General features: G+C 52.2%; 10 protein-coding genes. 5 read left to right on the plus strand and 5 right to left on the minus strand.

The features are described from left to right. Positions 1–20 precede the first annotated feature (20 nt). Together fumA and ACOXYR_RS07205 are read right to left on the minus strand one after the other, a co-directional pair. Positions 21–1670: a class I fumarate hydratase FumA gene (fumA, locus tag ACOXYR_RS07200; RefSeq protein WP_421356427.1), complete on the minus strand. Its 1650-nt coding sequence runs from the start codon at positions 1668–1670 to the stop codon at positions 21–23. Between the two features lie 54 nt (positions 1671–1724). After that, the gene (locus tag ACOXYR_RS07205; RefSeq protein ID WP_199538667.1) at positions 1725–3233 is read right to left on the minus strand and encodes an anion permease; all 1509 of its coding nucleotides are present in this window, start codon (positions 3231–3233) and stop codon (positions 1725–1727) included. Between the two features lie 632 nt (positions 3234–3865). Between ACOXYR_RS07205 and ACOXYR_RS07210 the strand changes: the two genes are divergently transcribed. Both ACOXYR_RS07210 and ACOXYR_RS07215 read left to right on the plus strand, forming a co-directional pair. Next, positions 3866–6646 (plus strand): flavocytochrome c, encoded by a 2781-nt coding sequence (locus ACOXYR_RS07210; protein WP_421356437.1) that lies wholly within the window; start codon positions 3866–3868, stop codon positions 6644–6646. A 60-nt stretch (positions 6647–6706) separates the two neighbouring features. After that, the gene (locus tag ACOXYR_RS07215; protein ID WP_421356426.1) at positions 6707–7672 is read left to right on the plus strand and encodes an FAD:protein FMN transferase; all 966 of its coding nucleotides are present in this window, start codon (positions 6707–6709) and stop codon (positions 7670–7672) included. On the opposite strand, the gene dcuR is transcribed toward ACOXYR_RS07215, so the two are convergent. Further along, positions 7653–8372, minus strand: coding sequence for a two-component system response regulator DcuR (dcuR, locus tag ACOXYR_RS07220; protein ID WP_421356425.1), 720 nt, complete (start codon positions 8370–8372; stop codon positions 7653–7655). The genes ACOXYR_RS07215 and dcuR overlap by 20 nt on opposite strands. After that, entirely contained in the window at positions 8369–9988 is a 1620-nt protein-coding gene (locus tag ACOXYR_RS07225) for a sensor histidine kinase (protein ID WP_189622884.1), read from the minus strand. The genes dcuR and ACOXYR_RS07225 overlap by 4 nt, the downstream gene beginning before the upstream one ends. Positions 9989–10153: 165 nt before the next feature. Between ACOXYR_RS07225 and ACOXYR_RS07230 the strand changes: the two genes are divergently transcribed. Beyond that, positions 10154–11050 (plus strand): N-acetylmuramic acid 6-phosphate etherase, encoded by an 897-nt coding sequence (locus tag ACOXYR_RS07230; protein WP_421356424.1) that lies wholly within the window; start codon positions 10154–10156, stop codon positions 11048–11050. Between the two features lie 506 nt (positions 11051–11556). Here the strand turns inward: ACOXYR_RS07230 and ompC are convergent. Continuing rightward, entirely contained in the window at positions 11557–12732 is a 1176-nt protein-coding gene (gene ompC, locus ACOXYR_RS07235) for a porin OmpC (RefSeq protein ID WP_421356679.1), read from the minus strand. 690 nt (positions 12733–13422) lie between these two features. On the opposite strand from ompC, the gene drpB reads away from it, so the two are divergent. Together drpB and ACOXYR_RS07245 are read left to right on the plus strand one after the other, a co-directional pair. Then, on the plus strand, positions 13423–13692 hold the full coding sequence (drpB, locus tag ACOXYR_RS07240) for a cell division protein DrpB (protein WP_108475209.1): 270 nt from the start codon (positions 13423–13425) through the stop codon (positions 13690–13692). 57 nt (positions 13693–13749) lie between these two features. Next, complete coding sequence (locus ACOXYR_RS07245; protein WP_421356678.1) at positions 13750–14445, plus strand: phosphohydrolase; 696 nt, start codon at positions 13750–13752, stop codon at positions 14443–14445. Positions 14446–14490: the final 45 nt, after the last annotated feature.

The raw sequence follows: 14490 nt of genomic DNA on the forward strand, positions 1-14490 counted from the left end.
CATCAGGCTTTTTTAGGCGATTAACGCTGTGAACAGCCTGAGCACTGTTTGTTCTGGATCTGCTGGAAGAAGTCATTCCCTTTATCATCCACCAGGATAAAGGCCGGGAAGTTTTCCACTTCGATTTTCCAGATAGCTTCCATCCCCAGTTCAGGATACGCCACGCATTCCAGACTCTTAATGCTGTCCTGCGCCAGAATCGCCGCCGGGCCGCCGATGCTGCCGAGGTAGAAGCCACCGTGCTGTTTACAGGCATCGGTGACCTGCTGGCTGCGGTTGCCTTTTGCCAGCATCACCTTGCTTGCGCCGTGAGACTGCAACAGATCCACGTAGCTGTCCATTCGACCTGCGGTGGTTGGGCCAAGAGAGCCGGATGCATAACCTTCCGGTGTTTTAGCCGGGCCTGCGTAGTAGATTGGGTGATCTTTCACGTACTGCGGCAGCTCTTCACCGTTATCAATCAGCTCTTTCAGTTTGGCGTGCGCGATATCACGGGCAACGATAATGGTTCCGTTCAGCGACAGACGCGTGGAGACCGGGTGTGCGGAAAGCTGCGCCAGAATTTCACTCATCGGCTGGTTCAGATTGATTGCAATTGCACTGCCTTCCCCTTGCTGACGCAGCGCTTCCGGAATGTACTGCGCCGGATTGTGCTCCATCTTCTCGATCCAGATACCGTCGCGGTTGATCTTCGCTTTGATATTACGGTCAGCCGAGCAGGAAACCCCCATACCGACCGGGCAGGATGCACCGTGACGCGGCAGGCGGATCACGCGGATATCATGGGCGAAATATTTCCCGCCGAACTGCGCACCGAGGCCCAGGTTCTGCGCTTCCTGTAACAGTTCTTGCTCCAGCTTAACGTCACGGAACGCCTGGCCGTGCTCGTTACCTTCGGTTGGCAGGCTGTCATAGTAACGCGTGGACGCCAGCTTAACGGTTTTCAGCGTGCTCTCAGCAGAGGTACCACCAATCACAAATGCAATGTGATACGGAGGGCAGGCCGCTGTACCCAGCGTGCGCATTTTCTCAACCAGATAGTTTTTCAGTTTCGCCGGGGTGATCAGCGCTTTGGTTTCCTGGTAGAGATAGGTTTTGTTGGCTGAACCGCCGCCTTTAGCGACGCACAGAAATTTATACTCGTCGCCGTCAACGCTGTAGAGGTCAATCTGCGCAGGCAGGTTGGTTTTGGTGTTCACCTCGTTGTACATATCCAGCGGGGCGTTCTGTGAGTAGCGCAGGTTATCTTCGGTGTAAGTGGTGTAAACACCACGCGCCAGAGCGGCTTCATCGCCGCCGCCGGTCCACACGCGCTGGCCTTTTTTACCCATGATGATCGCGGTGCCGGTATCCTGGCAGGTCGGCAACACGCCTTTGGCAGCGATTTCCGAGTTGCGCAGGAATTGCAGCGCGACGTATTTGTCGTTCTCGCTGGCTTGCGGGTCATTCAGGATGGCGGCAACCTGTTTCTGATGAGAAGGGCGCAGCATGAAAGAGGCATCGTGGAAGGCTTGTTGTGCCAGCAGCGTCAGGGCCTCAGGCTCAACTTTGAGAATTTCCTGGCCTTCAAATTCGGCAACGGAAACATGCTCGCGGCTCAGCAGATAGTATTCGGTGTCATCTTTGCCAAGCGGGAAGGGGTTCTGGTAAACAAAAGGTTTATTCGACATAGCTATTGCTCCATAAAATAAAACCGCCGGACGTTACCCTCCGGCGGTTGAGAATCAGAACATCATGGACATCCACGGGTAACCAATCAGCAGCAGGGCTGCCAGGAAGATGGCACCGAAGATGGTGCCTAACCGCCAGTAGTCTTTGGTCGGCAGGTAGCCACTCCCGTAGTAAATCGGGCTCGGGCCAGTACCGTACGGGGTGATGATCCCCATGATACCCAGTGAAGTCACCATCAGCAGGACGAACACTTCCATGTTCATGCCCGGAATAGTGGCGGCGATGGTCAGCATCGCTGGCAGCAGCGCCGTGGTGTGCGCGGTGGTACTGGCAAACAGATAGTGCAACAGGTAGAACGCCAGCAGCAGAACGATAGTCGCGACGCCCGGAGAGATACCGCTCATTAGCAGGCCGCCTTCTTTACCCAGCCAGCTGATAAAGCCTGTCGAGGAGAGGCCGTCGGCCAGTGCTACCAATGTTGCGAACCACACAAAGGTGTTCCATGCGGCTTTGTTGCCGGTGATATCGTTCCACTCCAGCACGCCTGTCCACAGCATCAGGCCGACGATTAACAGCGCAGCCATTGCCGGTTCAATCCACGCCGCAGCGAAGATCCACATCAGCAGTGCACAGCATACGAAGACCAGCAGCAGAATTTCGTTACGTGACAGTTTACCCAGTTTTTCCAGTTCACGACTCGCCCACAGCGGCACTTCGTCGTTCACTTTCACTTCCGGCGGATAGAACCAGTAAGCCAGCAGCGGCATGGTCAGAATTAGCAGGATCCCCAGCGGCAGGAAGGCGATGAACCAGGTGCCCCAAGAGATGGTGATCCCGAGGATGCTTTTTACCAGCGCCAGCGCCAGCAGGTTCGGTGCCAGGGCGGACAGGAACATGGAACTGGTGATACACGCGGCGGTGATCGCTACCCACATCAGGTAAGAACCGATTTTACGCGCGCTTGGGTCGTTCGGTTTTGAACCGTACAGCGGCGGCAGGTTGGCAATAATCGGGTAGATTGTCCCGCCGCTACGTGCGGTGTTAGACGGGGTGAACGGGGCCAGCAGCAGGTCGGCAAAGGTAATGGCATAACCGAGCGTCAGACTGCGACGACCCAGATATTTCACCAGGATCAGCGCCAGGCGGCGACCGAAACGGGTTTTGTCATAACCGGCGGCAAACATAAAGGCACCGAAAATCAGCCAAACGGTTGAGTTACCGAAGCCGCTCACCGCCCATTTGAAGGACGCACCTGCCAGTTTGAATTTCGGATCGGCCAGCTGTTCCGGGCTGAAAAGCACCCATTGGCTGCACAGTGCGATGGCGACGACGCCCGTCAGACCGATGACCGCACCCGGCAGGGGTTCGAAAATCAGGCCGACGATGACGCCGACAAAGATTGCGAAGTAGTGCCAGGCATACGGCGGCAGCCCGTCAGGAACCGGCACAAACAGCAACAGCACGGCGACGATAATCGGCAGTGCCATCATCATCAGACGGTTTTTCTTTCCGTCTTTTGGCTTGCTCGCCACGGGGGGCGTTACGGCGGTTTTTTCTTTCATAGTTTTGCGTCTTAAGTTGTTAGTAATTCGGTTATGCCAGAAATAACTTTTTGCTTTCTTTAGTTTCTTTACTTTATTTAATTATTAAAGACGGCTTTTTGTATTACTGGCATGGAAATTTAGCGCTATTTTGTCAGCGATAAATCAGGAATTCTTTATATTTATTTAATGCTCTTTTAAAGAATAAGGCAATTGATCTCGATCAAAAAAACAGGACGATAATGCGCTTTTTATTATTTTTGAATAACCCTGTTGAGCTATAAGGGTATTGGTCGTCAATTGCTCACACCAGCGCGTATATATTAAATATAGAACACAAGCCGCGTTTTGTCTATCTTATTGGTTTTAATGGGTTTTTGTAATTTTACTGGTACTTTTTATCATACCTCCTGAGGTAGCAAAAAAGTAATAATTATTTAAATAATTGTGAACGAAATATTTTTTATTAATAACACTATGGAGGTACTGGTGTTATAGCGGCGCTTAATTAGTTTTTTAACTAACGTAATTACTTTAGTAACTAAAAATACCATTATATTAGTAGCATCAATATCGGCAAGAAAAAATAACTCAAATACACACCGATTCAGAATTCGCAGATTTCAATTTTTAAAGTTTGGAGTTTTTATATGATGAACACAAACCATCGCATACTTGAGGCATTCACCTTACCGAACGGAACTGAAATTAAAAACCGTTTGTTTATGGCTCCGATGACCACTTGTTCGGGGTATTACGACGGTTCAGTCAGCAGCGAGCTGATTGAGTACTATCGCGCCCGTTCCGGCAGCATCGGTACTATCATCGTCGAGTGCTGCTTTGTTGACGATCTCGGCCTTGCCTTCCCGGGCGCGCTGGGTATCGACAACGACGACAAAATCGCCGGCCTGGCGAAAATTGCCGAAGCGATCAAATCTAAAGGTTCTAAAGCGCTGCTGCAGATCTACCACGGTGGCCGTATGGTCGATCCGAAGCTGATTGGCGGACGTACACCGGTTGGCCCAAGTGCTGTAGCTGCGCCGCGTGATGGTGCTGCCAAACCGGTCGCGCTGACCACGGAAGAAGTGTATGGCATGGTCGGTAAATTCGGCGATGCGGTACGTCGTGCCATCCAGGCCGGTTTCGACGGCGTGGAAATTCACGGCGCCAACACTTATTTGATTCAACAATTCTATTCGCCGAACTCCAACCAGCGTGACGATGAGTGGGGCGGTAGCCGCGACAATCGCGCAAAATTCCCGCTGGCGGTACTGGATATCACCCATAAAATGGTGCGCCAGTATGCTGATGATTCGTTCATTATCGGCTATCGCTTCTCACCGGAAGAGATGGAAGTCCCCGGTATCCGCTTTGACGACACCATGTATCTGCTGGAAAAACTGGCAGAGCGCGGCGTCGATTACCTGCACTTCTCCGTCGGTGCTACGCTGCGTCCTTCTATCGTCGAAACCAACGATCCGACGCCGCTGATTCAAAAATATGTCGCGATGCGTTCTGAAACACTGGCTCAGGTTCCGGTAATGGGTGTGGGCGGTGTCGTAAATGGAGCGGATGTGGATACCGCGCTGGATAATGGTTACGACCTGGTTGCCGTGGGTCGCGCCTGTATCGCCTATCCGGACTGGACAGACCGCATTGCGCGTGACGAAGCGCCCGAGCTGTTTATCGATAGCACCCAGCGTGAAGCTCTGTGTATTCCAGAACCGCTGTGGCGTTTCTTCCTGGTCGAAGCGATGATCCGCGACATGAGCATGGGCGAGTCCAAATTCAAAGCGGGTACCTTTGTGGAAACCGTGATGGACGACACCAACGAACTGGTTATCAATGTCAGCCTGGATACAGACCGTATCGCCGATATTGAGCTGGCGAGCGCGCCGGATCAGAGTGTGGAATTCACCACCAGTTTTGAAGAAATTCGTACCCGTATTCTCGATGCTAACACCCCGCACGTTGATGCTATCTCCGGTGCAACCAGCCAGAGTGAAGCCGTGAAAAAAGCCGTCTCTAAAGCGATGCTGAAATCGAGCAAAGCGCGAGTAGCCGAAGAGGGCGGTAACGTTGAAGAAGCGAAAAGCTACGACGTGGTGGTTGTGGGGAGTGGCGGCGCGGGTCTGGCTGCGGCGATTCAGGCGCATGACGAAGGCGCAAGCGTGCTGATTGTCGAGAAAATGCCGACCATCGGCGGGAACACCATTAAAGCGTCTGCCGGGATGAACGCAGCGGAAACCCGCTTCCAGCGCGTGAAAGGGATCCAGGACAGCAAAGAGCTGTTCTACCAGGAAACCCTGAAAGGCGGGAAAAACAAGAATAACCCGGAACTGCTGCGTCGCTTTGTGGAAAACGCACCTGAAGCGATTGAATGGCTGGCAACACGCGGCATTATGCTGAACGACATCACCACCACCGGTGGGATGAGCATCGACCGTACTCACCGTCCGCGCGACGGATCGGCGGTGGGCGGCTATCTTATCAGCGGCCTGGTGCGTAATGTCAACAAACGAAATATTGATGTCATGCTCGATACTTCTGTGGTCGATATCGTGATGGATGGCGGTGAAGTTTCCGCAGTCCGTCTGCTGACCGAAGAGAAAGAAACGCTGACCGTCGCAACCAAAAGCATCATCGTCGCGACCGGTGGTTTCAGCGCCAACAGTGCGATGGTAGTGAAATATCGCCCGGATCTGGCCGGCTTCGTGACCACCAACCACAAAGGCGCGACCGGTGGCGGTATTTCGCTTCTGGAAAATATCGGTGCAGGCACGGTGGATATGGGCGAAATTCAGATTCACCCGACCGTTGAGCAAAAAACATCGTACCTGATTTCCGAATCCATCCGCGGTGGCGGGGCAATTCTGGTGAATCAGCAGGGCAATCGTTTCTTCAATGAAATGGAGACCCGTGACAAAGTCTCCGCGCAAATTATTGCGCTGCCAGAAAAATATGCCTATATCGTGTTTGATGAGCACGTTCGCACGAAAAACAAAGCCGCTGATGAGTACATTGGCCGTGGCTTTGTCACCAGCGCCAGCTCACCGCGCGATCTGGCGAAAAAACTGGGGCTCAATGAAGACGCTTTCCTGGCGACCCTGGAACGCTACAACGGTTTTGTGGAAAAACAGCACGATGATGACTTTGGTCGTACTACCGCGCTGCGCGCACCGATCAATGAAGGCCCGTTCCATGCAATTCAGATTGCGCCGGGCGTGCACCACACCATGGGTGGCGTGACCATCAACACTGAGACCTGCGTGCTGGATAAAGAGCACAAGGTTATAGCCGGCGCATATGCCGCGGGTGAAGTGGTTGGCGGTATCCACGGTGGTAACCGTATCGGCGGTAACGCTGTCGCCGATATCATTATCTTTGGTACACTCGCCGGTCATCAGGCTGCGATGCGCGCAAAACGCAGCTAGCCGCCCATGAAACCCCGGTAGCCCTGGCTACCGGGTTCTCTTTTGTGAAAGGAGGCTGGAATGTCAGACGATGCACGCGTGTACAGTTATTCCGCAGTCCTGATGGGCTCGCCCATTCTGCTCAAGCTCTTCGAACACAACGAACCGCTCGCCTCCCGCGTTTTTCACCTCATCAAGCAATACGAAGATCTCCTTACCGTTAACCGCGCGCAGTCGCAGGTAATGGATATCAATCACGCCGCAGGATTACACCCCGTCAGCGTCAGCCGCCCGGTTTTTGAGCTTATCAAATGTGCCAAAGCCGCGAGTCTGGTGCCAGGCGGGGCGTTTAATCTGGCGATTGGCCCACTGGTGAAACGCTGGAAAATCGGTTTTAAGGGCGACAGTGTGCCACCCGCTGATGATATTGCGCAGTTACTGACGCTGACCGATGCACATAATGTGCTGCTGGATGATACCCAAAGCAGCGTGTTTTTGACGCGTCCCGGTATGGAAATTGATTTAGGCGCAATTGCAAAAGGGTACATCGCTGACCGTGTGCGCGACTTTTTGCGCAAACAGGGCGTAACGCTGGGGCTGATAAATCTTGGTGGCAATGTACAAACGCTGGGCTCGCCAGAGGGCGGTTGGTCGATTGGCCTGAAAAAGCCCTTTGCGCATGGCAATGCATTGCTCGGAGCCATTGAAGTGGTGAATAAATCGGTGGTGACTTCCGGCGTATACGAGCGCTTTTTTGAGCTGGACGGACGCCGCTATCACCACATTCTTGACCCGCGAACCGGGTATCCGCTGGATAATGAGCTCGACAGCGTCACCATTATCGCCAGCGAATCCCTCGACTGTGATATCTGGACCACGCTGATTTATGGAATGGGCGTTGAGAAGGGGGTTGCAGCGCTGCGCAAACGCCCGGACATTGAAGCGATATTTGTCACCAAACAGCGGGAGATCATTCTCTCCTCGGCCAGACATTACCGGTTTACGCTGCTTGATGACGATTACCGGCTTACTGTGCGTACTGCTTAAGCAGGCCGTACTGTTCCGGCAGCAGGTGATAGCGATACACCGGGCGTCCGGTTGCGCCGTAGTGAATGCTGGTAAACAGAATATTTATTTGTGCCAGCCAAATCAGATATTTACGGCATGATACGCGGGAAATATTCACCGCATTCGCCAGGTCGTCGGTGGAAAACTCGCTTTCCGGATGTGCGTCAATCCACTGGCAAATGGTGCGCAGCGTCTGCGGCGTTAAGCCCTTCGGCAGACGTTTGGTGTCGGCAAGCTCCGGTGCGCCGCCGTGCAGCAGGCGATCGACATCGGCCTGTTCGTAATATTTATGACTGCCCATCAGCTGCTTTTTTTCGCGCCAGCCGGTTAACGCCTCTTCAAAGCGTGGGAACTGGAATGGTTTGATCAGGTAATCTACCACGCCATAATGCATCGATGTTTGAATAGTTTCTGCATCCGAAGCGGAAGAGATCATGATAACGTCGATGGCCCGTCCCGATGCACGAATGATCGGCAGCAGATCCAGCCCATTATCCTGTTGCATATAAACATCCAGCAGCACCAGGTCGATGGGCTGCACACTCTCTTCAATAAACTCGCGAGCCTGGCTGAGGGTTGAGGCGATGCCACAGCAGCTAAACCCATCAACCCGTTCGATGTAAAGACGGTTAAGGTCTGCCACCATGGCATCATCATCAACAATTAACACATTAATCACTCGGCATTCCTCTCGCTGTCCCAGGGGATTTGTACAAAAAATTGCGTAAAGACGCCCGGCTCTGATTCTACGGCGATACTGCCGCCGAGGTTTTCAGTTTGCTGACGGGCCAGAAAGAGCCCGACGCCGCGATTCTCGCCTTTCGTCGAAAAACCTTTGGTAAAAATAGCATCAATTTTATCCGGGGCGATGCCTGGCCCGTCATCACTGACTTCACTGGAGAGCCAGCCATTTTGATAGTGCAGCAGCAGGCTTATCTCGCCTTCTGGCTGGCCGGACATGGCGTCCAGCGCATTTTCAATCAGGTTGCCCAGCACGGTGACCAGCACGGCGACCTGTTGCTCGTTGGCGTTGTCCGGTACGCGTGACTCTTCGGCCAGCGTCAGCGTGAACCCGGCTTCTTTCGCGCGATTGATTTTGCCGAGCAGGAACCCGGCAACTATCGGTGATCTAATTTTATGCTGAATCTCGCCGATATCGGTCTGATAATTTTGCGCGGTTTGCAGAATATACTCTTCCAGCTTGTCATAGCGCTTGATGTGCAAAAGCCCGAGGATCACGTGCAGTTTATTCATAAATTCGTGAGACTGGGCACGCAGAGCGTCGACATAGTTAACCATGCCATCCATGCGCTGCATCAGTTGGCTGACTTCGGTTTTATCGCGGAAGGTGCAGATCGCGCCAATCACGCGGTTTTGGCTGCGTACTGGTACGGTGTTGGTGAGTAACAGGCGCCCATTGCAGCCCACTTCTTGATCCGGAATCGCCACCCCGGTCGCCAGAACTTGTTGCAGGTTTCCCTGCAACGGCGCATGCGGCGGTTCTCCCGGCTGGCGATTGTTGGCAGAAAGCAGAATTTGCCGCGCAGTATGGTTAATTAGCGTCACGTTGCCGAGGCTGTCGACGGCAATCACCCCTTCTTTGAGCGATTGCAGCATTGCCTGACGCTGTTCGAATAGCGTAGAAATCTCGTAGGGCTCAAGCCCGAAAAGAATATTTTTTAGCACCCGAACCAGCACCCAGGTTCCGAAACTGCCAATAATGGCGCTGAAAAGCACAAACCAAATGGCGTTCCAGCGGCTGGCATTGATTTGCGCCTGAACATCGTTCATGGAGATGCCGACAATCACCACGCCAATTTGTCGGCGCTGTGCGTCATAAATGGGCGTAAAGACGCGAAGCGCTTCTTCCAGAACGCCGTGGTTCACCGAAACGTTTTCCTGGCCGAGCAGGGCGGGCTGTAAATCTTCTCCGATAAAGCGCTGGCCAACGCGACGGGGATCGGGGTGTGAGTAGCGGATGCCATGCATATCGGTGACCACCGCATAAAGCAAATGGTTACGTTGTTCCACGGCGGTTGAAATCGGTTGAATAATATCGCTGTAAGAGGGGGAAGTGAGTCCGCGTTTAATTTCCGGCGAATCGGCAAGTGTGCGCGCGATAGCGAAGGCGGTGTCCTGCAACCCCGTGCGCGTGGCTTTGGCGATTTGCGCAAGATAAAACGTGTAGATAACCAGCAGGACGGCACCGATGACACCGCAGACCATTAAGGTGACCAGCGTGCTGAGCTTCATCGGGCGTTTTGTCGCGCGTTGAGGCTGCTGAAAATCGTGCATCGGAATCCCTGTCATCAATAATAAACAAGCATTATCGCTGATAAGCCCGATTTCTTAAAGCGGCGTGACCCTTAGTAAAACAAACGTCTCTTTGTGACGCCACTCTCAGGCTATCCATATGAAACACTTTATATTGAGAGGCAACTCATAATAAGGAGGCAGTTTATGAGCATTAAGCTTACCGATGCAGTCATGGAACGACGCAGTGCTGTTACCGCCGATATCGACAGATTGTCCACCGAGGACATGCTTAACGTTATCAACCAGGAAGATAAACGTATTGCCGATGCCATCACGCCTTGTCTGGATGAAATTACCCGTTTAGTGGATCAAGCTGCGGCGGCGCTAAGCCGCGGTGGGCGTTTAGTGATAGTTGGAGCAGGGGCGTCGGGGCGCGCCGGGATGCTGGCTGCCAGTGAGTTTACCCCGCAGGGCCACGGCCCGGTTGTCGGGCTTATCGCGGGCGGGCCGCAGGCGATGCTGAATGAAAAAAGCGATGCCGCCTACGATTACGATCGTGGAGTGCTGGATCTCCAGGCGATTGGCTTTAATGAAAAAGATATGCTGGTGGGCCTGACCGTCGGTGGCAAGACGCCATGGGTGTGGGGTGCCATGCGCCACGCGTGGTCGCTGGGCGCGCCGGTTGCCGTGCTGACGCGCAATCCGCAAAGCGAAGCCGCGCAGCTGGCGTCGCTGGTTATCGCGCCGCAAACCGGGGCGGAAGTCGTTGCGGGCTACGGTAATCCTAAAGCCAACGCCGCGCAGAAGCTGGTTCTGAATATGCTGACCACCGGGCTGGCGATTCGCAGCGGTCGGGTTTACAGCAATTTGCGTGTGGATCTGCAAGGGGACACCACCCAGTGGTGCGAACGGCAGATTGCGATTGTGATGGAAGCGGGAAGTTGTTCGCGCGCTGTGGCGAAAGCCGCACTCGAACGCTGCGATCATCATTGTAAAACTGCGATCCTGATGGTGCTCACCGGAATGGAAGCTAATGATGCCAACGCGTTACTGGCGCAGAATAATGGTTTTGTGCGAGTGGCATTGCAGGAAGCGCCATAGTCGTTGCTGGATTTAAAAACGAAAAAAGCCCGCTATGCGGGCTTTCAGATTGCTGACAACGTGCGCTTTGTTAATGCCGGATGCGGCTTAAACGCCTTATCCGGCCTACAATCGTACAAATTCATGATGTTGCAGAAACCCTGTAGGCCTGATAAGCGTAGCGCATCAGGCATAAAGCCCGCTATGCGGGCTTTTAGGTTGCTGACAACGTGCGCTTTGTTAATGCCGGATGCGGCGTAAACGCCTTATCCGGCCTACAATCGTACAAATTCATGATGTTGCAGAAACCCTGTAGGCCTGATAAGTGTAGCGCATCAGGCATAAAGCCCGCTATGCGGGCTTTCAGGTTGCTGACAACGTGCGCTTTGTTAATGCCGGATGCGGCGTAAACGCCTTATCCGGCCTACAATCGTACAAATTCATGATGTTGCAGAAACCCTGTAGGCCTGATAAGTGTAGCGCATCAGGCATAAAGCCCGCTATGCGGGCTTTATGATCTGTAGAGATTAGAACTGATAGATCAAGCCTACACCCACCACGTCATCGGTAGAGATACCGTTGTCTTTGTAGAAGCGAGCGTCGTTATCCAGCATGTTGATTTTGTAATCAACATAGGCAGACATGTTTTTGTTGAAGTAGTAAGTCGCCGCAACAGAAATGTAGTTCACCAGCGCTTTGTCGTGGTAAGTCACTTCGTTGTGATAGTCGTTACCGCCCAGGTCTTTACCTTTAGAGTATACCCACGCTAAGGATGGACGCAGACCAAAGTCGAACTGGTACTGCGCAACCGCTTCAAAGTTCTGAGTTTTGTTGGCGATGCCGTAGTCACCATATGGCGTCATGTTGCGGGTTTCCGCGTACATCATCGCCAGGTAAACGTCGTTGGCATCGTATTTCAGACCAACGGTCCAGGCTTCCGCTTCAGAGCCACCTGCGTTTTTGCTGTAGCGGTTGTCGATGCCGCCAGCAATAACTTGTTTATTGGTACGGTCAGAAGAAGAGAATGCCGCACCAACGCTCAGGCCTTCCAGCATGTCGCCGAAATCATAGGTCGTGGACATACCGAAACCGTCACCGTTCTGGAAGCGGTAGTCTTCATGACCGTTTTTGGTGCCTTCCTGAATAGCGGGCTGATCTTCGTTAGAGTTATCGCCTTCGTTATTGCCCTGATATTGCAGCGCGAAGTTCCAGCCTTCTACCAGACCGAAGAAGTCGGTATTACGGTAGGTTGCTACACCGTTTGCACGGCCGGTCATGAAGTTATCGGTCCAGGTATAGGAGTCGCCACCGAAAACAGGCAGCATATCGGTCCACGCTTCTACGTCGTACACAACGCCGTAGTTACGACCGTAGTCAAAGGAACCTGCATCGGCATAGCGCAGACCGGCAAAAGCCAGTTTTGCGTACATGTTGTCGCTGCCTTCGGTATCGTTCGCCTGAACTTTCATCAGCGCGTTACCAAAGCCAGTCAGTTCGTCGGTGATCTGCGTTTCACCTTTGAAGCCCAGTTCAACGATGGTTTCATCACCATCATCACCCGGATTGTCAGAGAAAGTATGACGAGCATCGACTTTCCCGTAGAGATCCAGTTTGTTTCCGTCTTTATTATAAATTTCCGCCGCATTTGCTGCACCAGCCACTAATAAAGCCGGGACAATAATTGCCAATACTTTTCTTTTCATTATTTATTTCCTTTAAATAATAATGTTTATGAATGCTTTTAGATGTGTCGGCATTGCAATGGCGATATTATCTATAGAGTTCATTTTATTTTACGCTAAAAATGTAACGGGTTTATATTAAATATTGCTAAATGTTTCCATTATTTTTGATGTGTATACTAAAGCTTTCATGTATTTGCGTTGATTATTTAACATGGTGATTTTATTGATAAATGTGTGATGTTCTTTGTTTGGTATTTATGCTTGTTATATGTTTTTGCTGAGCAGCAGGAGAGGGTATTCAAAAAAAAGCCCGATAAAAAAGTTTATCGGGCCTGCTTTAGATGAAAAAATTAACGAGTGCAGTGTTAAACAACAAAAGGCTAATAACGGAATTATAGTTACATGAACCAGATGAAAAAGAAAGTCTGAAAACGGAGCGTTGATTATCACAAAGATAAATATAAATACTATTTACATATAATATAATTATTTTTCTCAACACGTTACTACGCCACGGAACGCGTGTCTGTAAAACTTTTTTGAGCAACCAAAATTGCCGAAGATCAAACGATCGGCATTTTGCGCGCCGGCAGAAGCGCCCCCTACTACTCTGCCTGCAAAGAGTCGCTATAATGTGACAGAAATCACACTTATGCCTTAAGTGGAATTTCAGTAACAACGATTTTCCTCGCTAAATGAGAGTGTTATATGGAAGAAACAATGACGCGTGGCCCTGGCGGTAAGCTGGCGTTATGGGTTTTTTATGCGTTCTGCGGTTATTTTGTCTGGGCGATGGTGCGCTACTTTTGGGTGATTAGCGAGGTAGAAACGATTCCTGGTGCGACGCTGGATGGCGAAATCGCCTCAACATCCGGCAAACTACTTGGTGCGCTTGTCGGTTTTATCGTGCTGGGTCTTGTTGGGCTGATCCTCGGCGGCATTGCCTGGTATACCCGTCCTCGCCAGATTCAGGACTGATGCATTAAGCGAAACTTGTTATGCTCGTGGTCTTTTAAAAGGATGAAGAGCCCACGTATGACAATCGATGCCTGGCAAGCGCGTTTTGAAGAGTGGTTCACGCAACACTATTCTTGCGGCGATGCCGCCCACGATATTTCCCATTTCCGCCGGGTCTGGCACAGCGCCAGACACATTGCCGCAGACGAACCGGTCAACTTACTGGTGCTGCTCACGGCCTGCTATTTTCACGACATTATCAGCCTTGCTAAAAATCATCCCGATCGTTCTCGCGCGTCTCGGTTATCCGCCGAACGTGCGCAGGTCATACTGCGCCAGGATTTTCCTGACTTCCCGAACGAGCACTTTCCCGCGCTGGCACACGCCATTGAAGCGCACAGTTTTAGCGCACAGATAACGCCACGGACGCTGGAAGCGAAAATCGTGCAGGATGCCGATCGTCTTGAAGCGTTGGGCGCAATCGGCCTCGCACGTGTCTTTGCCGTGTCGGGGGCCATGAACACGCCGTTGTTTGATGCAGACGATCCTTTTGCCGATTCTCGCCCGTTAGACGATAAACGTTGGGCGCTGGATCACTTCCAGACCAAGCTGTTACGTTTGCCGCAAACCATGCAAACGGCGAAGGGGCGCATGCTTGCACAGCATAACGCGGATTATCTGGTGCAATTTTTGGCCAAACTGAGCGCTGAGCTTCGCGGTGACCCGCAGGGGCTGGATGAGGCCGTCGTACGGCGATTTGCGCCGTCAGAATGAATTTCCTGCCGCAAAGTATGGTAATCTCACGCTTATTTGTCTGGT

It is taken from the genome of Pseudocitrobacter faecalis, from assembly GCF_965231525.1.
GTDB lineage: Bacteria > Pseudomonadota > Gammaproteobacteria > Enterobacterales > Enterobacteriaceae > Pseudocitrobacter > Pseudocitrobacter faecalis.

Excerpts from the sequence above, each read along its gene's own strand:
- ACOXYR_RS07230 (WP_421356424.1), top strand. The coding sequence starts at position 10,154 with ATGAGCATTAAGCTTACCGATGCAGTCATGGAACGACGCAGTGCTGTT.
- ompC (WP_421356679.1), bottom strand. The coding sequence starts at position 12,732 with ATGAAAAGAAAAGTATTGGCAATTATTGTCCCGGCTTTATTAGTGGCT.
- ACOXYR_RS07225 (WP_189622884.1), bottom strand. The coding sequence starts at position 9,988 with ATGCACGATTTTCAGCAGCCTCAACGCGCGACAAAACGCCCGATGAAG.
- drpB (WP_108475209.1), top strand. The coding sequence starts at position 13,423 with ATGGAAGAAACAATGACGCGTGGCCCTGGCGGTAAGCTGGCGTTATGG.
- fumA (WP_421356427.1), bottom strand. The coding sequence starts at position 1,670 with ATGTCGAATAAACCTTTTGTTTACCAGAACCCCTTCCCGCTTGGCAAA.
- ACOXYR_RS07210 (WP_421356437.1), top strand. The coding sequence starts at position 3,866 with ATGAACACAAACCATCGCATACTTGAGGCATTCACCTTACCGAACGGA.
- ACOXYR_RS07215 (WP_421356426.1), top strand. The coding sequence starts at position 6,707 with ATGTCAGACGATGCACGCGTGTACAGTTATTCCGCAGTCCTGATGGGC.
- ACOXYR_RS07205 (WP_199538667.1), bottom strand. The coding sequence starts at position 3,233 with ATGAAAGAAAAAACCGCCGTAACGCCCCCCGTGGCGAGCAAGCCAAAA.
- ACOXYR_RS07245 (WP_421356678.1), top strand. The coding sequence starts at position 13,750 with ATGACAATCGATGCCTGGCAAGCGCGTTTTGAAGAGTGGTTCACGCAA.